Source organism: Psychrobacillus sp. 05T411, from assembly GCF_056396485.1.
In genome coordinates, this window is record NZ_JBFTLO010000001.1 from 175,541 (window position 1) to 197,552 (window position 22,012).

Here is a 22,012-nt window from a genome sequence, read left to right on the forward strand (position 1 = left end):
TGCACCAGCCTGGCCTTTTTCTAAAAAGAATGAAGTTGGTTCATAATTTGCCTATCATGTCAAAATAATCATTCTGAAGGCTTAGCATTTTTTACTAATTTGATAAATCTACAATCATTTGTTGTACAAAAACCGCCGTGCCTGTTATTGCTATTTGTAACTGTTGTTCATTGTTAACGTGGACAATGACTCTTCCATCTTTCTGCAACTCCTGACCTTGTTCCACAACAAGGGAGTAGTTTGTTTTCTTGTGCGGTTCAACATATTTTGCATAATATGCACCCATAACTCCTGAACCTGTCCCTGTAACTGGATCCTCAATTGTTCCGGAAAAGGGTGATGAAAAATGCCGCGCATGCATATCCGCATCAGATGAAAGTGCCTTCAAACTAAATGGGTGAACGGAAGACTTCGGCATTTCTTTTAATATTTGAGGGAAATCCTGATTATTAGGTTTCATTTGCTCAAAAGCTTCAAAATTAGAAATTGGAATACATAATGTCCATGCTCCAGTGCTACCATAGACAATTGGATATTGTGAATCAATATCGTTTTCTTGAATGCCAATCGACATAGCTAATGCTGCTTTAGATCCATGAAACGGAATAAATTGAGGTTCAGCATGCGCCATTTGGATTTGATAGCTTCCTTCGTTTTTTGTTACCGCTATCGATAAAATGCCAGCGAGCGTTTCGATTTTGTATAAGTCTTTTTCGACAAGCTTATTATTTTCCAGTAACGCAACAATACTGGCCATTGTCGCATGTCCACATAAAGGCATTTCATGTCCTGGCGTGAAATAACGAATTCGAAAATCAGCAATTTCTGATTTCACAGGGAATGCACACTCATTAAATCCAACTTTTTCTGCAATTTGTTGCATCATTTCCCCGGTTAATAAATCACCATTTAATACAATGCCAGCAGGATTTCCTTTACCTGGTATTTTTGTGAAAGCATCATAGTGGTACACCTCAATTAGACTCATTAAATAAACACTACCTTCTAAAATAATTTTTACACCTCTTAATAGGAGCTACTTCGAACGTAAATATTCTAAAGTGATTGCTACTCTTTCTTGTAAAAGGAAATAACCGTCTATGTTGAAGCACAAAACACAGAAACAGTTTTGTTTTGGTTAATACCAACCGGTAACGCGCAAAAGGTTGAAAGACAACTTATAGGCTATGACATAAAAAATGACGGGGATAATAATTTCTCCTTGACTTGGCAAATAGAACGACCTTTACTTGACCATTTGGAAGTGCAAGTATTAGGAGAAAATGAAATTACAAATGAACTATTGAATATAATCTCAACGCCTTAAATCTTAATCCCATACTTTGAAAGACATCCTCCTATTGCTTCGATATTTCAATCTCTTCCTTTTTTCAAACTAAAAAGTTCCCTAATAAAAGCCCCTATAATAGCGGATAGAAAAATTGTACTTATTAGGTTTATAACTTTCACAAATGCATGTGGACTATAAATGATTTGAATACACTGGATTATAACAAGTACACTAAAAATGCTACACATGATAATTATATTTCTAGGTGTTGTTTCTTTTCGCTTATTCATTAATCCTTCTCTGCCTTCACAATTAAAAAATGTGGGTTTTTCATTAATCTTTCATATTTTTCCGGTTCCTTCAATTGAAATTCTTTAGTGGGTTGAGGCTCTACTATTTTCCCTAAAGAAAAGTATCCTAGTGTTTCGTTCAGTATTTCTTGTAGTGGTCGACGATAAAATGGAACATCGATCAGTTTCCCTTGTCTTTCCCATTGATCGACAATATATTCAGTTGAAAAGTAGTCGCTATTCTTGGATAATTTTATATCCATCAATGGATGATGAGTAGAAAATAGCAATGTCCCATTCGGTTTTAATATTCGACGAAACTCGCTAAAAGGCTTACTCCAGTCTTTTATGTAATGCAGCACTAAAGAACTCACAATGAAATCAAAAGATTCATCTTCAAAAGGTAGTTTTTTCTCTAAATCGCAACATAATACTTCCGCCTTTTCTCCGATGCGCCTCTTTGTTGCCTCTACCATCTCGGGACTAATATCAGTTGCAGTGACAACAGCGCCTAAGTTAACGAATTGAGATGTATACCAACCAGCTGCACATCCAGCATCCAAAACACGCTTATCTTTTAAATCTTTCGGAAGTAACTTCATCATGGCAGGTCGTTCATATTCGGTGTTAAATAGACTTTTTGTATCCACATTATGTTCATAATCATTCGCGAGTTGGTTATAGGCTTCTTTTACTTTATCGTTCATAATTTCACCTCAAAAAGTTTAATATATTACATCAGATGTATTCTTGCAAAAATCTTGAATATTTGAATGGATATAATAACCGTCTATCAATACTCCACCTCTACTAAATAAGTAAAAACTAATTATTTCATCAGATGATGTTTCAAGATTTATCGTATGTTCCACAGAAATATCCCATTCTTCCGTACCTTCTCGCCTGCTCTTATTGATGTCTTTAATAATTTCATCAATAAGCTTTTCGTCAGTAATGTCAATTATATTAGCATTCTCGCAAGTAATAGATATCGAGCTAATCTCTGCTATTATGATGGGTTCTAGTGAATGACAAGAGCTTAATACTAGTAAAATAGGAATTAGTAGAAAGTTTTTTGACATGCAGTTCATCCTAGATATCTGGAAATTTCTCTATTCCACTTCTACTTCGACTTTTTTGAGAATACTCCTGCTTATTCTGTATTTCATTTAATTTTCTAATGAAAAAGGTCGGTGAGGAGTCTACAATTGATACGCTAGATGATTTACGCCATCTTTCACCGATATATCTACTCACCTTTCCTTTTCATTCTTTTCATACCAAGTAATAGTCGGCCCAAACCACTTGAGGTGCATCATCTACTTCATTTTCTTTCTGGTTATTTGTTTAAAAACTTGTTATGATTATTCAATCAGTGTGTGGAGATATTGGTATTAGTTTTGACTTGCCAAAAATATATGTCGCATGATACGTCTACCGTCTGAAATATTAATTTCGGAGGAAAAGTAAATGTATAAAGAAGACAGACTGCCTCAAAACGCTAAGGAAGGCATATTATTTTTATTGATTATTTCGATCATTTCAGTAAACACGATTGCACCGATTATTACAGGGTTAGAACGTGGATTCAGCAAAGAAGTTTATTTCGATACGTTAAAGATTATTCCGATTATGTGGATAATAGTTATTTTGTCAGTAAGGTTGGTTGCTGGGCCTCTAGTTGGCAAGGTGTTACCAAAATGCATAGGACATACAGATGGATTTAATGCCAGAATTTTATTAAATACTCTATTGAATGTTACGGTTTTATCCATACTTCTGACAATTATAGGAACTTGGGTCGGTACACAAAAAATAAGCCTAGAACCATTTCAAAACTTCTTTCAAGCGTGGTTTAGAAATTTCGGTGTAGCATTTTGGATTGAGTTGATGGTTGCACAGCCAATAGCAAGATTTGTAATGAAAAAATTACACTTAAGACAAGCAACTAAAGCAGAGAGTCTAATTTCGTAAAATTGTATGGCTGATTGATTTAAGAAAAATCAGTCGGCTTTTTAATGTAATGCAATCTCTGTCTAAGTTTTCCAAGCAAAGCCCTCCTAGCGAACCAACATTTTTAAGTTGTGTAATATATTTTAATAAAAGGAGGAGAGCTTAGTTGAGTAGTATAATTGCACTTATACCCGTACTTATTTTCTTTGCTTTTTGGATATTTATTATTTGGTTTGTAGTTACACTTGTAAAGTCTAGTAATGAACGCAATCTGCTCCTAAGGGAGATTTCTAGGAAACTAGATGGCCTACAGAATAATAGTAAAAAAGAATAATTCATGGGGTGATAAACATCATTCAATCTTAACTAACTATCCTATTTAGAGAGTAGCATATCACCCCTAATAGTTTTAACTCTACACTTTAAAAACTATTTAGAGCATGTGATAGTTTCTCCATTATTTCTATGTGGACGATAATATTCCAAATAATAAATATAGCAAAGCATAAAAAGTATAATACAATATACATTTTCAAGTTTTTGACCGGCCAAGAAGACTTGTAAAATAAGACTGCTATGAAAGTTGAGAGTAGATATATGTTGAGCTTCCACATGTCATTCGCTTCGTTAATTGGTAACAATATTTTTATTGCTTGAATTGGAGTTACTTGCGCATTGTATATTTCTTTTAGTACAAATCCCTTTTCAATCGTTAACTACATAGATTCCTCATTCAAATAATAATGATAACCAGTTAGGTTGAAGTTGGTTATCATCGTAAAAAGTAAAAGTACTGATACAAATGAAAAATAAATCAATAAAGGAAATAATGTTTTTTCTAATTTTGGAATGGCTACCCCTCCCAATTGACGTACTTATAGAAAAATTTTATTAATATTGATACGTACTTCACGAACGATAAGTTTCAATAATCCGCAATATAAAGCTTTCCACTATAATATGCTCTGCGAATTGACAGGTGCGATTCCTTATTGCTCACTCACATCCAAAGCTGATGGTCTCGTATAAAGGCAGCTTTAAGCTGACATTAAATAGAACTAAGCTCTTCTATTTTTCCAACGTAGAATAAAACCAATGACGATTAATATAATAATTAGTAATGGCAGAGCTTATGCCATTAAATTCATCCAATGAAAAGGTGCAGCATCAACATAGACGGCTTTTAGTTTTGTTTTTACGCATATAAAAGCTACTTAGACATCTTTTAGAAAAAGACCTTTCTATTCAACTACGAGAAGGGATCACTCTTCCCGGTTTCCTCACTATAGTTGAATAAGTAGGACCCTTAAACCTCTCCCATATAGACGATTGTTTCGTTTGGAACAAGAAGCATGCCGTCAACAGCATATTTATCAAATAAATTACCCAGCTCTGTTAGATAGAGATCATATTGTGCATCGTTTTCTTTTAAAGAATAGGAAGCAGATAGATTTCTTTCGATAAACTTGGACTTATCAAATGGTAAATTGTTTGGGAAACGATATACGGTAAAGTTGCTATAGAAATTCTGAATGCTTTCATCCATATATCCAATGCCGCCGCTGAAACCTTTGAAATCTGGACAATATCTCCGGAAAATTTGTTCATTCTCTTTTACTAACGAGCTTTCCATTATACGGGAGTTCCATATCAACATCACCTTTCCGTTATCTTTGATAATTCGCTTACACTCCAATTTGAACTTCTTTGTATCAAACCAATGAAATGCTTGCGCCACTGTGATAAAATCTACACTTTTATCACGCAGTGTTGTATTTTCCGCTGCTCCATTCACAGGATGAAAGGCAGTAAACTGCGCCAATTTCTTTTCAGATTCTTTACGCATATCCTCATTAGGTTCCACTCCGTACACGTGGCACCCAAGATCGAGCAGAACGTTCGAAAAAATGCCTGTGCCAGAACCAATATCTGCAACAAAGGAATCGTTCCCAACTCCATTCTCCAACAAAAGGCGAACCAACTCATTTGAATATCCAGGTCTTGCTTTTGCATAAATCGCAGCTTTGCCGTCAAATTTCTGGGTATTGTCCATTCTATGTTCTCCTCCACATTACATTTTTAGCCTAGCAACCAAGGAACCATGCACAATTCATTTATTTTGGATAAAATAAGGCCCACATTCGCTTTCATGTGTCATGATAAATGTCCATTTAAAATACGCATCTACTACATATATATCACCATAATCCGAGTGATATTGATTATATGGTAATTCTTCAATTGTAAGTGTTTTAGCATTTTCAAGAAGATACGCCTCATCAATAAACTGGTAAAAAATATAACACTTTTCTTTCAATAGTTTTTTAAAGACTGCTCTCGCTTCTTCTTTCTCTAAACAACCAACTTTTTCCCAGCTGCATAAATGCCAAAAAAACCGTCCATCCCGATTGAATTTTGTTCTTCAGTCGAAAGATGACTTGCAAAATTGCCACACCATTGCTCTCGCAAATAATGTCCCCACTGTGGTATTTCCTGCATCTTTAATTCTTTATATCTCAATATATTTTTCCTCATTCTCTATAATATATATCTAAATAGTATACCATTCTAATTATTAAAAAAAGACAGACTAGTAACAGTCTGCCTCATCCATCCCTTATTCAATTAAAACAAACGATTCAAATTTGCCATTTCAATTGCAGACACCGCAGCATCGTAGCCTTTATTTCCAGCTTTTGTCCCCGCACGTTCGATTGCTTGTTCAATTGTTTCTGTCGTTACAATACCGAACATAACCGGGACACCCGTTGTTAATCCAACACTTGCAATCCCTTTAGCAGTTTCATTACAAACATAATCATAATGCGTTGTAGAACCACGAATAACAGAACCTAAACCGATAATAGCATCATATTTTTTCGTTTCGGCCATTTTTTTTGCGATAAAAGGTACTTCAAACGCGCCTGGTACCCATGCAACATCGACATTATCTTCTGAAACACCGTGACGTTTCAAGCCATCTATTGCACCATCCAATAATTTACCATTAATAAATTCATTAAATCTACCTACTACTATCCCAATTTTTAAATCTGTTCCGATTAATGTTGCTTCAAATACTTTACCCATTCTTCATCTCTCCTCTTTTTCATTTTTAAGCGAATACTTTAGTCTCTTGTTTCGAACGGTAATTCACTAACGCTTCAATTGTTACAAACTTCAAATCATGTACTTCCGCAATTGTATGTAATTCTGGAACTCTTGCCATAGTACCGTCTGCACTCATAATTTCACAAATAACACCAGCTGGTTGAGCCCCACAAAGTTTGGCAAAATCGACAGCTGCTTCTGTATGCCCTGGACGCTCGAGTACGCCCTTATCTTTTGCGATAAGCGGGAACACATGCCCAGGACGACGGAAATCTGAGCTAACCGATGCAGGATTCAACAACTGTAAAATCGTTTCGGAGCGCTCAAAAGCACTAATGCCGGTTTCGGTCGTTTTGTAATCAATGCTAACCGTAAATGCCGTTTGATGATTATCTGTATTACGCGCAACCATCGGATGTAAGTCAAGTCGATCAGCTAGTTCTTGTGTGATTGGCGTGCAAATTAGCCCTCGACCATATGTTGCCATAAAGTTAATATTTTCTGGCGTCGCATAATCTGCCAATACAAGGAAATCTCCCTCATTTTCACGACTTTCATCATCTACAACGATAATGATCTTCCCTTTTTTTAAATCCTTGATTGCTTCTTCAATTGTATGGAACATATAAATTACCTCCTTTAACCTGTTAAAATCCATTTTGTCTTAAAAAGTCCATCGTAATCGGCGAATTTTCTTTCTTTCGTTCCAAATGATTGATCACATATTTGCCTAGTAAATCATTTTCAATATTGACGACATCTTGCTCTTTTTTTATGCCTAATATTGTTTCACTGAATGTAAGTGGGATGAGCGAAACAGTAAGCTGTCTCGGCTGAACATCGAAAATAGTTAAGCTAATTCCATCGATTGCCACCGAACCTTTTAGCATGCAGTATTTACTGAGTTCTTCACTAATGCCAATATCCACATATACCGCATTCTCTACTTTTCTTTTCCGAAGAATAACGCCCGTTCCATCTACATGTCCGGAAACAAAGTGACCGCCAAATCGACCGTTTGCAGGCATGGCACGCTCCAGATTAACGACATGCCCAGTTTGCAGAGAACGAATGCTTGTAGACTTCACCGTTTCCGGCATCACATCGACCGTAAATAGATTGCCTGAAAATGAAATGACTGTTAAACATACACCATTTACCGCGATACTATCACCTAAGTGAATATCTTCTACAATCTTTTTAGATTCTAATGTCAACTGCATACTATTTGGTCCGCTTTTCATCGACTTAACCTTGCCTAAATCTTCTACAATTCCCGTGAACATACAAAACACCTCTTTTCTGTTAGGAAATTTTGTTCAAAAAGAAAACCCCATAGATCGGCTCTACGGGGTTAGTTTGGGAAATTATGTTTTACGCATCGACAAATAAACCTTTTAGGGGTGTTGTTTTACCCCATAAGGAAAATAAGCTTGCTCGTACATCCTTCTCCCATCCAGACTATACTGTCGGCTTTGGAGTTGCACCAAATCCTGCCCATCTTTAAATAAAGTAAGGCTCACGGGCTTAGAATTGCTTCATCACCGTCGATTGGGAATTTCACCCGACCCCGAAGGAATACACTTTTATGAAATTTTTCAGTTTTATTGCAAAAATAAAACCCCATAGACATATCTCTACGGGGTTGATTAGGAAATTTATGTTGAAAGCATCACTAAATAAACCTTTAATGGTGGATTTCACCCCATAAGGTAATAATACTTACACATCCTTCTCCCATCCAGACTATACTGTCGGCTTTGGACTCACACCAAATCCTACCTAAAAATAAGGCTCACGGGCTTAGCAATCTCTGCATCACCGTCGATTGGGAATTTCACCCGACCCCGAAGGATTATTCATCTATAAAACGTAGTATAACACTTGGAGAATAAAAATTCACTTAAAATAACTTACACTACATTGCATTTAACAATTATTCGTTAGCTGACACTAGTTTAACCATATAAGACATTGTTTCATTTAAATTAACATTCTCATGATACTCCCAAGTTTTGTAGTTCATCGCACCACCAGGTTTAATATCAACAAGCCTTAGTCCAGTATCTTTTAATAACATTTTTAAATCTTGAGGAGAATAACATCTTAAAGATTGGCTAACTTTTTCATCTCCATCAAACCATGTATCTAGCATACGACTACCCATATAATCAAAATCATATTTTCGTAGTCTATTTCCGATCCTCATCTCTTGACCCGCAACTCTTTCCCAATACCAAGGCGTATAAATATCTATTAGTACACATCCGTCTGGTTTTAGCCAATTGCTCATTCGTTTTAATAATTTTCGTTGATCTTGATCTTCACCAATACCAAATCCATCTATATAGCAAATAACATCAAAGGACTTAGAAAGCCGGACTTCATAAAAGTCCCCTTCAATAATTTCAAAATCACCGATTAAATTATGTTCACTTTTCAGCTTTTTCATATAGTCAACTCGGGATGGTACTAACTCAACTGCAGTTACATCATACCCTTTTTTAGCAGCCGTTATGGAAAATTCTCCGCCTCCAGCACCCAACTCCAAAACAGACTGGTAAGGTTTAGATACCAAACTCTCTATTTTCGTCAATATTTCCTCATGCTCTTCGTTTGGACCTGTTAAGCCTTCTTTATATAATTGAAATTGTTTATCGTAAAAGTTCTTTACCCATTCCATATCGAACACTCCTTATTCAACATTTTTTATTCAATAAGGTCGATCGGAATGAATCAATTGTAAAGCAACATTTATTATCCTCCAATAACATGTAATTCAATACATTATAACACAGATTATTCAGAAATCTATACTAGTTAATAAAATATGCAATCCATCTTTTAACTCTTCCAAAGAAGCGTAAGCATAGGAAAGTCGAATATGATACAAATCGCTCGGATCGTATATATAACCAGGATTGATAAGTACATTTGTCTTTATTAGCTTTAAAAATAGTGCTTTATTTACAACAGGTTCATTAAATCTTAGCCATATATAAAAGCCTCCCATGGGTTTCTCCCATGTAGCAATTTGACCAAAATCTTTTTCAAGAATAGCCTCCACGAACAAGGCACGCTCTTTTAATTGCTGGCGCAAGCTTACTACATGCCTCTCATATAAATCAGTAGAAAGCCAGTGGGCGACAATTTCTTGGGAGAAGGCACTCGATCCATAATCCGTCTGCATCTTAATATCTGCCAGTCGATTAATAACAGGTTCAGGGGCAACAACCCACCCGATTCTTAGTCCGGGGCTTAATGTTTTCGACACACTTCCAACGTACAAAACTTGCCCGGTTTGATCCATAGATTTCATGGCTGGCATCGATTTCTCAAACAATAATTCATGATACACATCATCTTCAAGTATTGGTATTTGTAGTTCTGCACATATTTCCAAAAGTCTATTGCGGTCCTCAAGCGTTAGATTACTCCCAGTCGGATTATGCAAAGTCGGCATTGTATAGAAAAGGGATTGTTTTTTCCCTCTTGCAGCTTTTAACGTTTCAGCTAAGTGTTCATTCTGCTCAACGGATACCATTTGCATACCAGCTGATTGAAATGGATGAACCGAATTTAAATAAGATGGATGCTCTTGAAAAACAATTGATTGCTGCTCCAGTAACCCGACGGAGATTAATTGCAACGCTTGTAGAGCTCCTGAAACTATTAAAATGCTTTCAGGCGAAGTATGTATTCCTCGCTTCTGCAAATGACTACTTAAAATTATTCGTAGTCTTTTACTTCCTTTAGGCTCAGAATAACCGATATCTCGTGCGTTTAAAGAAATGGATTGAAGGGATCTTTCTAAAAGTTTCGTAGGTAATAATTCAGGTGAAAGTTCTCCAGTACCAAGCCTGATCATTGAGGAATCTTGCTCATATTCATTAATGAGTTGGATTGTATGATAATTTGGTTTATGAATACTTGCTTGTATGTGCTTTTGCCAATTTGGCTGTGATTTATTCAGTAATATATTCCATGAGTTATTGGATACAACGGTGCCAGCCCCTCTTTTCGATTCGAGTAAGCCATCTGCTTTTAATTCGTCCAGGACTTCAATAATTGTACTTCGATTCACTCCTAATAGCTCAGCTAACTTCCGTTGTGGAGGTAGTTTCGTTCCTACTGTCCATTCCCCTTGCTCTATACGCATTTTCATCCAGTCAACAATTTGGACATGTAGTGACAGATGTGAATGTCGATCTGGTTTCCAATTCAAAGTATCTCTCCTTAAATTGGTTGGTTCAAAAACCATCCAATTGGTTGTTTTCTTTTAGTTTTAACATAGCTAAACTAGTAATGGAAGGGAGTTTTTAAAATTGGAAGCGATATTACATGGTATTTTATTAGCATTTGGACTTATATTGCCTTTAGGCGTACAAAACGTTTTTATCTTTTCACAAGGTGCAACACAGCCAAGTTTGTTGAAGGCTTTTCCTGCTACTATCACAGCTGCGATTTGTGACACCTTACTAATTGTTCTTGCAGTATTTGGTTTGTCCGTCATCGTCTTGCAATTGGAGGGCTTGCGATTAGGGCTAATGATTGTTGGGATTATATTTCTACTGTATATGGGGTATTCCATTTGGAAATCAAAACCTGCTAATCTAGAAACGGGGAAAAGTTTAAAACCAAAGAAACAAATTGTCTTTGCAATGTCTGTTTCTTTGTTAAACCCACATGCTATTTTGGACACAGTTGGCGTTATTGGGACTAGTGCACTAAAGTACGTTGGGACAGAGCAATTGTTATTTACAACGGCTTGTATCGTTGTATCCTGGTGCTGGTTTTTGGGTTTGACAGTCGCTGGAGCCACGATGAAAAAGCTCGATGGAACGGGTAAGCTGATGACTATTTTTAATAAATGCTCCGCTGTTTTTATATGGTGCACGGCGGTATATCTGTTAATGGGTTTGCGTTAAGCTTGCGGTTTTCAAGTGTGATTTTGCAATTTAAGGTCCCTATCTTGCGATTTTGCTCCTAAGTGGTGCGAATCACATCAAAATAGTGCAGCATTTTTAAATACACAAATCCAGAAAATGGCTTAGGGCAATCAATCGATCATGGAGAGCAACCAATTCTATTCGGAAAGCAACAAAATCAGCGCGAAAGCAACCAATTCTTATAACAGTAAGTTTACTTGAAGTGAGACAGACTATTGACGCTCATCTAGTTTAGCTTTCTTATAGGCTAATGGTGTCATATGCATCGATTTTCGGAATTTATCGATGAAATAGCTTGTACTATTGAATCCTACTTGGTAGGCAACTTCTGTCACATTGGATTCTGCATCTTGTAGTAGTTCTAAACTTTTTTGAATTCGATATTCCATTACATAACTTAAGGGGCTTGTCTTCAGTATTCTTTTAAAGTATCGACAGCATTCGGCACGGCTTAACTTTCCTGCTCCTGCGATATCATTTAGCATAATTTTCTCTGCGTAATGTGAATGTATCCAGTTTAACATTTGCTTCATTCGTTCATTCTTTTTCATTTCCATCTGATCATATTCTAGTTTAAAGCCATTCATAAGTAAGTTTTTCCAGATGAACGTTATTTGTCCAGTAATTTCAATTTCATAATATGGTAACTTTCGTTGAATGTATTCGTTAACTTTTATACAAGCCTCTAAAATGTTTCTTCCCCATGTCTCTGCTGCTTCTATATTTAAATAAGGTATATTAGTAGCCTGAATATAGGGATATACATAGGTAGCCCTAAGCTCTTGTGGTAAAAGAAAATGAGGATTTATATTTAAGCAAATATATACACATCCAGATTGGTTCTTATCCTCAACCATATGGAGACAACCGCTATTTATAAATAGACCGTTGCCTTTTTGCACGACCAGTTTCTCTTCATTTATATGAAAGACTGCCTCCCCTTCTAATATCAGAACAAATTGAATCTCCTCATGCCAATGTAGCGGTATATTCCCATGAATATTTTGAGCAATAGTTGTTTCATAGCAAGCAATCGGAAGCACCACTGTATGATGTTTCGTTAAATCTTTTAAGGTTTCATCCATTTGGAAATCTTTCATTTGCATCGTATCACCTCAATATATTTATACTTTTTTATTCAGTTTAAGTATTAATAAAACATTTTTTCACTTATTATCATACTATTATTATATTTAAAAAGGTGATGAAATAATGAATAGACCTACTAGAAATACTGGATTATTTCTCGTGATAACGGGTGCGATATTTTGGGGAGTTGGTGGAACCGTTGCACAAAAGCTCTTTCAACAATTCGCTATGGAAGTCAATTGGCTCGTAACGATACGATTATTAATAGCCGGTTGTTTACTTTTACTCGTTCAATTTTTTGTAAAAGATCGTTCTCAAATATTAGGCGTTTGGAAAGACAAAAGGGCAGCTGCAAAACTCATTATTTTCGGTTTACTCGGTATGCTTGCAGGTCAATATACATATATGGCATCCATTAAGCATGGCAATGCTGCAGTGGCAACCCTATTACAATATTTAGCTCCGGTTATGATTATTGTTTACTTAATTTTACGAAGACAAGCTGTTTTAACAAGGCAAGATTTGTTAACTGTTTCCCTTGCATTAGTCGGGTGTTTTTTCCTTTTAACAAATGGCTCACTTTCTCAACTTTCAGTGCCCTCTCCTGCAATCGTTTGGGGGATTTTATCTGGATTAGCTGTAGCATTTTATACCCTATATGCAGTTCCCTTACTAAAACAATATGATTCCTTAGTCATCGTTGGCTGGGCAATGATTATCGGTGGTTTTGCATTAAGCTTCATTCACCCACCTTGGCGATTGGACTTTTCTTCTTTAACGCTGGAAGCCTACTTTTACTTAATATTCGTTACCATTTTCGGTACGATGATTGCATTTTGGTTTTATATCGAAAGTTTACAAAGTCTCTCCCCTAAAGAAACAAGCCTATTAGGAAGCTTAGAGCCACTTGCTGCTGTTTTAACAACCGTCATTTGGTTAAAAGAACCTTTTGGAGTATTTCAGTGGATAGGTACAGCTTGTATCATTGGGATGATCTTATTAATGACAATAAACAGAAAATCGCCTTAGCACCTGAAACATGGATGTTATTTATCTTTAAGGTTCTAACTCTCCAAGCTCATCATAAAATAGAAGAATTCTAACTTTTAGAAATGATAAATAGCTGAAAAAGGGGACAAGAAGATGTTTGCTGTTCATTTTTATGAAAACAAGACAAAAGTTCTAAACCAAGCGTTAAGAAGTATACCTTCAGTAGATGAAGCGATAAAAATTAAAGGGAGAAAAGGAAAAGTTATTAACGTGATCGAAATCGATGAGAGCACATATCACGTATTTATTGAGTTTGAAAAAATAGTAGATAAAAATAAAGCAAGCACGAAAGACCTTGGGAAGAAAAAAAGAAGATAAGGTCTTGAAGAATAAAACCTCCAAAAGAAAGCACACTAGATTCTAGGAGGCGAACGTCCATGTTTAAAAATAGCAAAAATAACATCAATAATAATATATATGAATGGCGGGAGTTATTTGAACTCTCGCTTTTTTATGGAGTTTTCCCTTAAACCATAGACTCCCTATCATCTTTCCCCTATAATTACGATTATAATTGCTAAAAACGAACAATGAGGTGTAGTTTATGAATAAATATGCGCAAGTTTTTCAAGGGACTGCTTTTACTAGCAAGTCACCAAAAGAAATAAAAATCTTAAAAGACTATCTTTTTTGCATTAATGACAAAGGAATGATTGAGAAAGTTATAGCGCCAACAGATGCCGACTATACAGTTTTACTAAATTCATATGAAGGAACAGAAAACTTTAACCGCTTAGCTGATGGTGAGTACCTTCTACCAGGTTTTGTCGATTTACATGTGCATGCTCCGCAATGGGCACAGTCTGGAACGGCACTAGATATTCCACTCTATAATTGGTTAAATACATATACGTTCCCAATTGAGGCAAAGTTTTCGGATTTAGAATTTGCGAAAAATGTTTATGAAGAAGTAGTAAACACGCTACTAGCAAATGGAACGACTACGGCTCTTTATTTTGCAACTGTGCATAAAGAAGCAAGTTTTATGCTAGCGGAAATTTGTGCAAACAAAGGCCAACGCGGTCTAGTGGGGAAAGTTGTCATGGATAATCCCGATCAAAATCCGGACTTTTATCGAGATGCTAGTACCGAGACTGCATTAAAAGATACAGAAGAATTTATTGTAGCTGTAAAAGAACTGGCAAAGTCCACTAAACAAGGTGTGTATCCAGTAGTTACACCTCGTTTTATCCCGAGCTGTACGGATGATGCTTTGAAAGGTTTAGGTGAACTTGCTGCTAAACATGATACCCATATTCAATCGCACTGCAGTGAAAGTGATTGGGAGCACGGCTATGTACAAGATCGATTCCAAAAGAACGATGCCTTTGCCTTGAATGATTTCGGTCTATTAGGGGATAAGTCTATAATGGCACATTGTAATTTCTTAAATGATGACGATGCACATCTGTTTGCTGAAACAGGAACTGCTGTTTGCCATTGTCCAATATCTAATGCTTACTTTGCCAATAGCGTCATTCCAATCGCCCATTTGCATGCAAAAGGTGTAGAGATTGGTTTAGGCTCTGATATTTCCGGTGGTTTTTCCCCTAGTCTTTTCGATAATGCTAGACAGGCTGTCATCTCATCTAGAATGTTAGAAGATGGTGTGAATACCAAGCTTCCTGCTAGTGAACGCGGGGTGCCAAATTCACGTATTACCATTAACGAGGCATTTTTCTTGGCAACTGCTGGCGGAGGAGAAGGTTTAAGCCTTCCAATTGGACGGTTAGCAGAAAATTATGCATGGGATGTACAAATAATCGATACGAAATTGGCGACTGCAAAATTACCTATTTTTAACGATGAGGAAGATTTGCATGATGTCTTCCAAAAAATAATGTATTTAGTTCGACCAGAAAATATTCGGGAAGTCTGGGTTCAAGGCGAAAAAGTTCATTCACGTATATAGACAAGTAGGGAGTGCTAACACAGCTAGCACTCCCTACTTGTTGTATTAATCGGAACTCAAGGAGCGTCTTGCTCCTTGAGTTCTTTTTCATTAGCAACGCTAGTTATCCTTTCTAACATCGTCGGATGACCATAACGAAACCATTTGACAAGTAATGGCGGGTTCACTTCATTTAATCCAGCCTTGGTCAGTGCCTGAAAAGTACTTACAGCTGCCTCCGGATCATTTACTAATTCCATCGCATATTGATCTGCTCTAGTCTCTTGGTATCTAGAAACATAATTTGAAGCTGGACTTGAAACGAACAATAAAAACGATGTAATAAGTAAAAATAATGGCAACGAATGAATGGCATTTAGTTGCTTTATTTTTAATACACGTCCAAAATGTTTGATGAACCAAGGCATTAGTTTTGCCGTCAACCAAAGCCCTATTAGCGTTGTTAAAAGATAGCCAGCGATTCCGAAATAGATATGTTTCTCCACATAATGCCCCATTTCATGTGCCATAATGAAGAGAATTTCATTTTCAGATAATCGGCTTAATGTCGTATCCCATAATACAATTCTTGCATTACTTCCAATCCCCGTCACATAGGCATTTAGCGCATTTGTCTTTTCCGCCATATTCACTTCATATACATGCTCTGTCGGAATCTTTGCTTGTTCTGCTACCGACAGAATTTTCGTCTCTAATTCTTTATCCGTCAGCGGATAGAAATCATTATATAATGGGTCAATGACTACCGGTTGTATGAACATAATGAATAATGTAAAAGGAATCATCAGTAGCCAAGCATGAAGCCACCATCTCTTTGTGCTTTTATTGATTAGCCAATAAAGAACGGTAACTATTAGTACAGTTTCTCCAAAGGTAATCCAAAAATCTATGACATTATCTCGCATCCATGATGAAAAAGCTTGCGTACTTATCCCGTAGTATTTGCTTAAATAATATCGGTAATAATCTATTGGAAATAATGCGATAAAAAGGAAAACAGACAGCAAAAATAAATAGACTGCATTTTGCACGATGGCCCATTTGTTTTTTAATGGAAGCCACTTTTCAAACACTTGGGAAAGTCCAGTAATCAGTATAAAAAAATAGATAAGCCATTCAAGCGGAGTAATCACAAAAAAGAGGAAATTTCTTATTTTGGAATATTCCTGACTTAAATACAGTTCTCCCTCTGTCATGAAAACTTTTGGATCCGCAACGGTACCTTTCAACTCTACTGGTATATCCCCACTTCCACTATGGAAGATATAAAGGTACATAGCTAAAGCGTATAAACCAAATAACAATAGAGCGGTTGTTCCCCATTTTTTCKCCAAATCCTTGTCCCCTCCATACACTCTTTCTTACATTAAGTGTAATCAAAAAGGACAAAGATAGAACCACTTTTTTAAAATATGCTAGAAACGACATAGAAAATTCATATATATAATATCCTAGATATGATAAGGTAAACTATCTATAACTAATGATTAGAAGGTGAAGACCATGCTAGAAGTAAGTGAAAGTAAATTAGCACAGTATGTCGTTCATAATGTAAGCGATACGCTTGTTTTAGGAGAAGAGGCATTTACTCAGCCAGAAGTATTGCTAGAAGCAGCCTTTACACAATTAGCTTTTAATAAAATGGATTTGGAGCAGCAATACGAATTTTTTCACGAAACAAATATCGGCTTAAATGAAATGTATACATATGTGACATCCATTTTCGATAATAACGATAGTTTTTTGGAACAATCAAAACATATTGCAGCACATTTACACAGTGTATCTGGGCATCCCAATATTAAAAGTGGCGACTTGTTTATTGGACTGTTCGAAAATTGTTTATTGTCTACGGAAGTAAAAAAGGTAATCGCCATCGTAAAAATAGAAGATAAAGAAATGTTTTTAGATGTGAAAAACGAACAAAACAAAATGATTGTCAATGGCGTAGACGGTATCAATGTAAAGAAACTCAATAATATGGCCATAATCGTGGATATGGGAGCGGATCAAGCACCCGCTGTCTTTATAAAAACAAAAAAGAAAGAAGATGTGATTTACTGGCAAGAGCGCTTTTTAAAAATTAAAGTCGTAGATGAACATTACCATAAAACGAATTTAGCATTAACAGAATGTAAAAAATATATATTAAAAGAAGAGAGTTTTACAAATACCGAGAAATTAGGATTTTTAAACAAAACGCTCGATTATTTTAGAAGCGAAGAAGAGTTTCAAGTACATGATTTTATTGATACTGTATTTAAAAAAGCAGATCCAGTACAAAAGGAAGTCATCGTAAACTCGGTAAAACCATACGAAACAGTAATTTCCGAAAGTGCAATCGAAAAAGTAGAAAAAACGTATAAGCGTAAAATTAAACTTGATTCCAACATTGAAATTCAAGTAAATGTTCGCGATATCGAACAAGTAGATGAACTAATTGAAGTAGGCTATGATGAAGCAACCAACCGAAAGTTTTATAAAATCTACTTCCAAGAAGAAGTATAATTAAAAAAACTAGAATCCCGCAGCCCATGTATAGGGTTGCGGGATTTTAAATAATCTGCCCTATACAAGCTCCTTCATTCAAATGTGAAGGAGCTTGTATTTTAAAAAGAATAAGGCTAGTATCCAAGCTCTGTTATTATTTTGCAAAGTGACTAATTTCATCTGTATATGGTCCTTTAACGGAAACTCTTAATAGCATAGACGTCATTTGCTCGGAAGAATATGGGTAATTATTTCGTATCCACCAAATGATACTTTCTAAATAAGCACCGGTTACATAACTTGTAAGAAGAGTAGCTGGTACGACAAGTTTTTCTTCCGTTGGTGTCGAATATTGTAAACCAAAAGCTATAAATTCTTCTAAAATATCTTTCACTTTATTTGTAAAATATGCATCGTGTTTTAAAATTAGAAATGTTTCGTAAAAAATATGATGCTCTTGAATATGATTAAATAATGCAATCATATTGATTGGTAGATCAGTAATTTCTACGTCTTCAATTAGTATTTTTTCTTTGATAATCAGAGAATCCTTTAAGCTTTGTAATACCTCTTCGGACATACTATTCATCAAAGAATTCACATCATTATAATGCTTATAAAATGTCGGACGCGTTATACCTGCCTCTTCACAAATTTCTTTCACTGATACTGTTTCTTTTGACTTAGCTAATATTTTTAGTAGCGCCTCGTATATTTTCTTTTTTGATTTTACTTGTCTTGGATCTAAATTTTCTTGCATTGCGGGCCCTCCTAAGAACTACTACCAAAGTTAACTTAACATAGATTATAGCATAGAAACCAACACTGCTTTTCAAACCTATATTTTAGAATACACAAAAATTAATATTGTGAACTAATTTACATAGTGTTAATATTATGATGACTTAATTTACACGTTGATTAATAAGTTCGAATGAGGAGATGTTAGAAAAAGAATGACTAAGTACAATCTAGAAGAATTAAAAATGCTAAACCAATGTTTATTTGCCCTGTTCATTGTTGCTAATTTTGCACTTTTGCTCTTTTTTAAACAAAGCCCTTATCCATGGTTTGCCTTACTTGGGTCCGGAATTGGCATTGCAATCATTGTTCTTTGTTGGACCGGAAGAAAATACACGCTTTTTAGTGCTTCATTGATAGCTTTCTCGATTGTTCATACGCTTATCTACAATTGGAATGAAATAACACATTAATAAATTTTCAGGAGGCTTTTATATGTCAGAACAAGAAAAGAAAAATTCACTTTTGGACAAACGTTCCTCTAGACGTACGTTTATCAAAAACTCTGGATTGACAGTTGGTGGGGTTGTATTAGGTGGAGGATTGGGCAGTCTTCTCGTAAACAAGGATACATCAACAACTATTGAAACACATACACACAATGCTACAGCATCTTCTATAAATCCAAACGAAGCGTTAATGTTCTTAACACTCGAACAATATGCTGTTGTCGAGGCTGCTGCTGAACGTATATTTCCAGAAGACGAATTAGGACCTGGCGCAAAATCATTAGGCGTTGCCATGTATATAGATCATCAATTAGCTTCTCCTTGGGGGATTAGTGCTAAAGAGTATATGACAGGTCCATTCAAAGTGGGAACTGCTATGCAGGGTTATCAAGGACGCCAAAAAAATGCGGAAATATTCATGATGGGACTAACTGCATTAGAAAACTATACAAAAACTAATTATGAAAATGCTAGTTTTAATTCGTTAACAGAAGAGCAACAAGATACAATTCTGATAGATTTTGAAAATGCTACTGGTGAAAATAAGGTTTCTATTGCCGGAATAACATCCAGTCAATTCTTTAGTATGCTGAAAAATTTAACATTAGAAGGTCTATACTCGGATCCAATGTATGGTGGCAATAAAGACATGGGTGGATGGAAACTCAAAAATTATCCAGGTCATCAAATGTCATTTAAAGCAGATATGGAGAAAGAAGAATTTATTGTATACAAACCACAAAGTTTAAGCTCTATGCATTAATTAATATAAGAATAGGAATATAGAGGTGCTAAAAATGGCTACAAGATTACCAAAAGTAGATGCAGTTGTCGTAGGTGTAGGTTGGGCTGGAGGAATCATTTCAGCAGAACTAACGAAAAAAGGTTTTAAAGTTGTTGGACTAGAACGCGGAAAAGAACGTAAGACATCCGATTTTTTAACTGGTCATGATGAACTAAAATTCGTTCAACGAAAAGAATTGATGCAAGATTTATCGAAAGATACTTTAACATTCCGAAACAAGGATTCAGAAGAAGCACTACCAATGCGTAAAATGTCTGCATTCTCTTTAGGTACAGGCGTCGGTGGTGCTGGTGTTCACTGGAACGGAGTAACTCATTTATTTTTAGACTATGACTTTCAAATTCGTACCAAAACAATCGAGCGTTATGGAGAGAGTAAAATTCCTGAGGACATGACACTTCAAGATTGGGGGATTACGGAAGAAATGATAGATCCATATTTCCAGAAGTTTGTAATGATGGCTGGAACATCGGGTGAGTCAAATCATTTTCGTCCTCGTACTTGGGATTATCCGAACCCACCTATGATGAAAACTCCGAAAATGAAGAAGTTTATTGAAACAACAGAAAAAATGGGCTTACACCCTTTCGTTAGCCCTTCTGGAAATCTTTCTCAGGCTTACGAAAATCCTGATGGTGTTAAACGTGGAGCTTGTGAGTACTGCGCTTTTTGTGACCATTTTGGTTGTGAATATGGTGCAAAATCGGATCCACTAGTAACTGTTTTACCAGTAGCACATGCGACAGGAAATTTTGAATTACGGGCACATTCTAACGTATTAGAAGTACTTCATGCAAATGGAAAAGCATCTGGGGTCCGCTATATCAATGTGCAAACTGGGGAAGAATTCATACAAGAAGCGGAAGTTGTTATTTTATCTGCATATACATTTACGAATACTAAACTTTTATTAAACTCAAAAGTTGGTAAGCCGTACGATCCTATCACACAAACTGGAGTTGTTGGTAAAAACTATGCCGATCACTTCTTAAGCATGGCTTTTGGTTTTTTTGATAACGAACAATTTAATGATTATGCTGGAGCAGGTGCACTTGGAGTTTCTTTAGATGATTATCATGGAGATTTCTTTGACCATACAGATTTAGATTTCATTCATGGAGGTTGTATTTCTTTAACACAAACTGGGACACGTCCAATAGGAAGTAATCTTGTACCACTGGGCACGCCAGGTTGGGGGAAAGAATTTAAGAAACAATCGCTTTACTACTATAACCGTCAAATGATGGTATTCTCTCAAACTGCGATGATGCCGAACCGTTATAACTATTTAAGCTTAGACCCGACTTATAAAGATGAGTTTGGCATGCCCTTACTTCGCATGACGGTTAACTACGCACAAACAGACCATAACGCACATAAATTCATGACGCAAAAATGTTTAGAAATCATGGAAAATTTAGGTGCTGATCATACAATGGCATTCGATCAAATGGGTGATTATAATATTGGTGCATTTGTTCCAGAGCATAGCATTGGCGGAACAATTATGGGTGCTGATCCTGAAACCTCTGTAGTAAATAATTATTCTCAAGTTTGGGATGTTAACAACGTGTTTGTTTTAGGAGCCTCTACTTTTGCAAACCAATCGGGAGTTAATCCAACCGGTACATTAGGTGCGCTTGCTTACCGTTCTGCAGAKGGCATTGAAAAGTATTTAAAAGAAGGCGGTTTATTAGTTTAAATAGAAAAAAGAATGCAAAGACTATTGTCTGCGCATTCTTTTTTGATTGCGAAGCAAGATTGACTTTTTTACATTTGAAACAGTTGGGTTAGGAGCTTAAAGTACCTCTATCAGCTCTAA

22 protein-coding genes, 2 pseudogenes and 2 riboswitches are annotated in these 22,012 nt (G+C 35.9%); of the genes and pseudogenes, 10 read left to right on the top strand and 14 right to left on the bottom strand.

Annotation, left to right across the window (positions count from 1 at the left end; translation table 11 throughout):
* Nucleotides 1–94 precede the first annotated feature (94 nt).
* The 3 genes from AC1DFT_RS00870 to AC1DFT_RS00880 form a co-directional block, all read right to left on the bottom strand.
* Nucleotides 95–988: a PhzF family phenazine biosynthesis isomerase gene (locus AC1DFT_RS00870; RefSeq protein WP_477916734.1), complete on the bottom strand. Its 894-nt coding sequence runs from the start codon at nt 986–988 to the stop codon at nt 95–97.
* Between the two features lie 592 nt (nt 989–1,580).
* Nucleotides 1,581–2,288 (bottom strand): class I SAM-dependent methyltransferase, encoded by a 708-nt coding sequence (locus AC1DFT_RS00875; RefSeq protein WP_477916736.1) that lies wholly within the window; start codon nt 2,286–2,288, stop codon nt 1,581–1,583.
* Nucleotides 2,289–2,306: 18 nt separating this feature from the next.
* Complete coding sequence (locus tag AC1DFT_RS00880) at nt 2,307–2,663, bottom strand: hypothetical protein (protein ID WP_477916738.1); 357 nt, start codon at nt 2,661–2,663, stop codon at nt 2,307–2,309.
* Nucleotides 2,664–3,051: 388 nt separating this feature from the next.
* Here AC1DFT_RS00880 and AC1DFT_RS00885 point away from each other — a divergent pair, with 388 nt between their 5' ends.
* Both AC1DFT_RS00885 and AC1DFT_RS00890 read left to right on the top strand, forming a co-directional pair.
* Nucleotides 3,052–3,555, top strand: coding sequence for a DUF2798 domain-containing protein (locus AC1DFT_RS00885; protein WP_477916739.1), 504 nt, complete (start codon nt 3,052–3,054; stop codon nt 3,553–3,555).
* 145 nt (nt 3,556–3,700) lie between these two features.
* Nucleotides 3,701–3,868, top strand: a complete 168-nt coding sequence (locus AC1DFT_RS00890; protein WP_477916741.1) for a hypothetical protein — start codon at nt 3,701–3,703, stop codon at nt 3,866–3,868.
* 972 nt (nt 3,869–4,840) lie between these two features.
* Here AC1DFT_RS00890 and AC1DFT_RS00895 read toward each other — a convergent pair.
* The 8 genes and pseudogenes from AC1DFT_RS00895 to AC1DFT_RS00930 all read right to left on the bottom strand — a co-directional run bounded on the left by AC1DFT_RS00895 (nt 4,841) and on the right by AC1DFT_RS00930 (nt 10,870).
* Nucleotides 4,841–5,587, bottom strand: a complete 747-nt coding sequence (locus AC1DFT_RS00895) for a class I SAM-dependent methyltransferase (RefSeq protein WP_477916743.1) — start codon at nt 5,585–5,587, stop codon at nt 4,841–4,843.
* Between the two features lie 57 nt (nt 5,588–5,644).
* A pseudogene (locus tag AC1DFT_RS00900) lies at nt 5,645–5,872 on the bottom strand (DUF4275 family protein); the annotation flags it as partial.
* Between the two features lie 14 nt (nt 5,873–5,886).
* Nucleotides 5,887–6,054, bottom strand: a complete 168-nt coding sequence (locus tag AC1DFT_RS00905; RefSeq protein WP_477916745.1) for a DUF4275 family protein — start codon at nt 6,052–6,054, stop codon at nt 5,887–5,889.
* A gap of 105 nt (nt 6,055–6,159) precedes the next feature.
* The gene (ribH, locus tag AC1DFT_RS00910; RefSeq protein WP_477916747.1) at nt 6,160–6,624 is read right to left on the bottom strand and encodes a 6,7-dimethyl-8-ribityllumazine synthase; all 465 of its coding nucleotides are present in this window, start codon (nt 6,622–6,624) and stop codon (nt 6,160–6,162) included.
* 34 nt (nt 6,625–6,658) lie between these two features.
* Nucleotides 6,659–7,270: pseudogene (gene ribB / locus AC1DFT_RS00915) on the bottom strand (3,4-dihydroxy-2-butanone-4-phosphate synthase); the annotation flags it as partial.
* A gap of 22 nt (nt 7,271–7,292) precedes the next feature.
* Nucleotides 7,293–7,931 carry a riboflavin synthase gene (gene ribE / locus AC1DFT_RS00920; protein ID WP_477916748.1) on the bottom strand — a complete coding sequence of 213 codons (639 nt, stop codon included), beginning with the start codon at nt 7,929–7,931 and terminating at the stop codon, nt 7,293–7,295.
* Nucleotides 7,932–8,085: 154 nt separating this feature from the next.
* Nucleotides 8,086–8,227: riboswitch (FMN riboswitch) on the bottom strand.
* Nucleotides 8,228–8,370: 143 nt separating this feature from the next.
* Nucleotides 8,371–8,504: riboswitch (FMN riboswitch) on the bottom strand.
* Nucleotides 8,505–8,581: 77 nt separating this feature from the next.
* Nucleotides 8,582–9,328: an SAM-dependent methyltransferase gene (locus AC1DFT_RS00925; protein WP_477916750.1), complete on the bottom strand. Its 747-nt coding sequence runs from the start codon at nt 9,326–9,328 to the stop codon at nt 8,582–8,584.
* Nucleotides 9,329–9,448: 120 nt separating this feature from the next.
* Nucleotides 9,449–10,870 (bottom strand): aminotransferase-like domain-containing protein, encoded by a 1,422-nt coding sequence (locus AC1DFT_RS00930; protein WP_477916752.1) that lies wholly within the window; start codon nt 10,868–10,870, stop codon nt 9,449–9,451.
* Between the two features lie 100 nt (nt 10,871–10,970).
* Between AC1DFT_RS00930 and AC1DFT_RS00935 the strand changes: the two genes are divergently transcribed.
* Entirely contained in the window at nt 10,971–11,573 is a 603-nt protein-coding gene (locus AC1DFT_RS00935; RefSeq protein ID WP_477916754.1) for a LysE/ArgO family amino acid transporter, read from the top strand.
* A 233-nt stretch (nt 11,574–11,806) separates the two neighbouring features.
* On the opposite strand, the gene AC1DFT_RS00940 is transcribed toward AC1DFT_RS00935, so the two are convergent.
* A complete protein-coding gene (locus tag AC1DFT_RS00940) occupies nt 11,807–12,700 on the bottom strand; it encodes an AraC family transcriptional regulator (protein ID WP_477916756.1) in 894 nt (297 codons plus the stop codon).
* 106 nt (nt 12,701–12,806) lie between these two features.
* On the opposite strand from AC1DFT_RS00940, the gene AC1DFT_RS00945 reads away from it, so the two are divergent.
* From AC1DFT_RS00945 to guaD, 3 genes are all read left to right on the top strand, one after another.
* Nucleotides 12,807–13,712 (top strand): DMT family transporter, encoded by a 906-nt coding sequence (locus AC1DFT_RS00945; protein ID WP_477916758.1) that lies wholly within the window; start codon nt 12,807–12,809, stop codon nt 13,710–13,712.
* A gap of 114 nt (nt 13,713–13,826) precedes the next feature.
* Nucleotides 13,827–14,051, top strand: coding sequence for a hypothetical protein (locus AC1DFT_RS00950; RefSeq protein ID WP_477916760.1), 225 nt, complete (start codon nt 13,827–13,829; stop codon nt 14,049–14,051).
* A gap of 226 nt (nt 14,052–14,277) precedes the next feature.
* On the top strand, nt 14,278–15,645 hold the full coding sequence (guaD, locus tag AC1DFT_RS00955) for a guanine deaminase (RefSeq protein ID WP_477916762.1): 1,368 nt from the start codon (nt 14,278–14,280) through the stop codon (nt 15,643–15,645).
* 56 nt (nt 15,646–15,701) lie between these two features.
* Here the strand turns inward: guaD and AC1DFT_RS00960 are convergent, their stop codons facing one another.
* Nucleotides 15,702–16,979 (bottom strand): M48 family metallopeptidase, encoded by a 1,278-nt coding sequence (locus AC1DFT_RS00960; protein ID WP_477916764.1) that lies wholly within the window; start codon nt 16,977–16,979, stop codon nt 15,702–15,704.
* 169 nt (nt 16,980–17,148) lie between these two features.
* Between AC1DFT_RS00960 and AC1DFT_RS00965 the strand changes: the two genes are divergently transcribed.
* On the top strand, nt 17,149–18,153 hold the full coding sequence (locus tag AC1DFT_RS00965) for a nucleoid-associated protein (protein ID WP_477916766.1): 1,005 nt from the start codon (nt 17,149–17,151) through the stop codon (nt 18,151–18,153).
* Between the two features lie 136 nt (nt 18,154–18,289).
* Here AC1DFT_RS00965 and AC1DFT_RS00970 read toward each other — a convergent pair whose 3' ends face one another.
* Entirely contained in the window at nt 18,290–18,895 is a 606-nt protein-coding gene (locus tag AC1DFT_RS00970) for a TetR/AcrR family transcriptional regulator (protein WP_477916767.1), read from the bottom strand.
* Nucleotides 18,896–19,091: 196 nt separating this feature from the next.
* Between AC1DFT_RS00970 and AC1DFT_RS00975 the strand changes: the two genes are divergently transcribed.
* From AC1DFT_RS00975 to AC1DFT_RS00985, 3 genes are read left to right on the top strand one after another with little or no spacing between them, the layout of a single operon-like run.
* Nucleotides 19,092–19,349 carry a hypothetical protein gene (locus AC1DFT_RS00975; RefSeq protein WP_477916769.1) on the top strand — a complete coding sequence of 86 codons (258 nt, stop codon included), beginning with the start codon at nt 19,092–19,094 and terminating at the stop codon, nt 19,347–19,349.
* A 22-nt stretch (nt 19,350–19,371) separates the two neighbouring features.
* Entirely contained in the window at nt 19,372–20,148 is a 777-nt protein-coding gene (locus tag AC1DFT_RS00980) for a gluconate 2-dehydrogenase subunit 3 family protein (protein WP_477916771.1), read from the top strand.
* A gap of 34 nt (nt 20,149–20,182) precedes the next feature.
* Complete coding sequence (locus AC1DFT_RS00985; RefSeq protein ID WP_477916773.1) at nt 20,183–21,892, top strand: GMC family oxidoreductase; 1,710 nt, start codon at nt 20,183–20,185, stop codon at nt 21,890–21,892.
* Nucleotides 21,893–22,012 lie beyond the last annotated feature (120 nt).

What these genes read in the sequence shown, in the direction of transcription:
- AC1DFT_RS00870 (WP_477916734.1), bottom strand. Translation starts at nt 988, where the DNA reads ATGAGTCTAATTGAGGTGTACCACTATGATGCTTTCACAAAAATACCA.
- AC1DFT_RS00875 (WP_477916736.1), bottom strand. Translation starts at nt 2,288, where the DNA reads ATGAACGATAAAGTAAAAGAAGCCTATAACCAACTCGCGAATGATTAT.
- AC1DFT_RS00880 (WP_477916738.1), bottom strand. Translation starts at nt 2,663, where the DNA reads ATGTCAAAAAACTTTCTACTAATTCCTATTTTACTAGTATTAAGCTCT.
- AC1DFT_RS00885 (WP_477916739.1), top strand. Translation starts at nt 3,052, where the DNA reads ATGTATAAAGAAGACAGACTGCCTCAAAACGCTAAGGAAGGCATATTA.
- AC1DFT_RS00895 (WP_477916743.1), bottom strand. Translation starts at nt 5,587, where the DNA reads ATGGACAATACCCAGAAATTTGACGGCAAAGCTGCGATTTATGCAAAA.
- ribH (WP_477916747.1), bottom strand. Translation starts at nt 6,624, where the DNA reads ATGGGTAAAGTATTTGAAGCAACATTAATCGGAACAGATTTAAAAATT.
- ribE (WP_477916748.1), bottom strand. Translation starts at nt 7,931, where the DNA reads ATGTTCACGGGAATTGTAGAAGATTTAGGCAAGGTTAAGTCGATGAAA.
- AC1DFT_RS00925 (WP_477916750.1), bottom strand. Translation starts at nt 9,328, where the DNA reads ATGGAATGGGTAAAGAACTTTTACGATAAACAATTTCAATTATATAAA.
- AC1DFT_RS00940 (WP_477916756.1), bottom strand. Translation starts at nt 12,700, where the DNA reads ATGCAAATGAAAGATTTCCAAATGGATGAAACCTTAAAAGATTTAACG.
- AC1DFT_RS00945 (WP_477916758.1), top strand. Translation starts at nt 12,807, where the DNA reads ATGAATAGACCTACTAGAAATACTGGATTATTTCTCGTGATAACGGGT.
- AC1DFT_RS00950 (WP_477916760.1), top strand. Translation starts at nt 13,827, where the DNA reads ATGTTTGCTGTTCATTTTTATGAAAACAAGACAAAAGTTCTAAACCAA.
- guaD (WP_477916762.1), top strand. Translation starts at nt 14,278, where the DNA reads ATGAATAAATATGCGCAAGTTTTTCAAGGGACTGCTTTTACTAGCAAG.
- AC1DFT_RS00965 (WP_477916766.1), top strand. Translation starts at nt 17,149, where the DNA reads ATGCTAGAAGTAAGTGAAAGTAAATTAGCACAGTATGTCGTTCATAAT.
- AC1DFT_RS00970 (WP_477916767.1), bottom strand. Translation starts at nt 18,895, where the DNA reads ATGCAAGAAAATTTAGATCCAAGACAAGTAAAATCAAAAAAGAAAATA.
- AC1DFT_RS00975 (WP_477916769.1), top strand. Translation starts at nt 19,092, where the DNA reads ATGACTAAGTACAATCTAGAAGAATTAAAAATGCTAAACCAATGTTTA.
- AC1DFT_RS00980 (WP_477916771.1), top strand. Translation starts at nt 19,372, where the DNA reads ATGTCAGAACAAGAAAAGAAAAATTCACTTTTGGACAAACGTTCCTCT.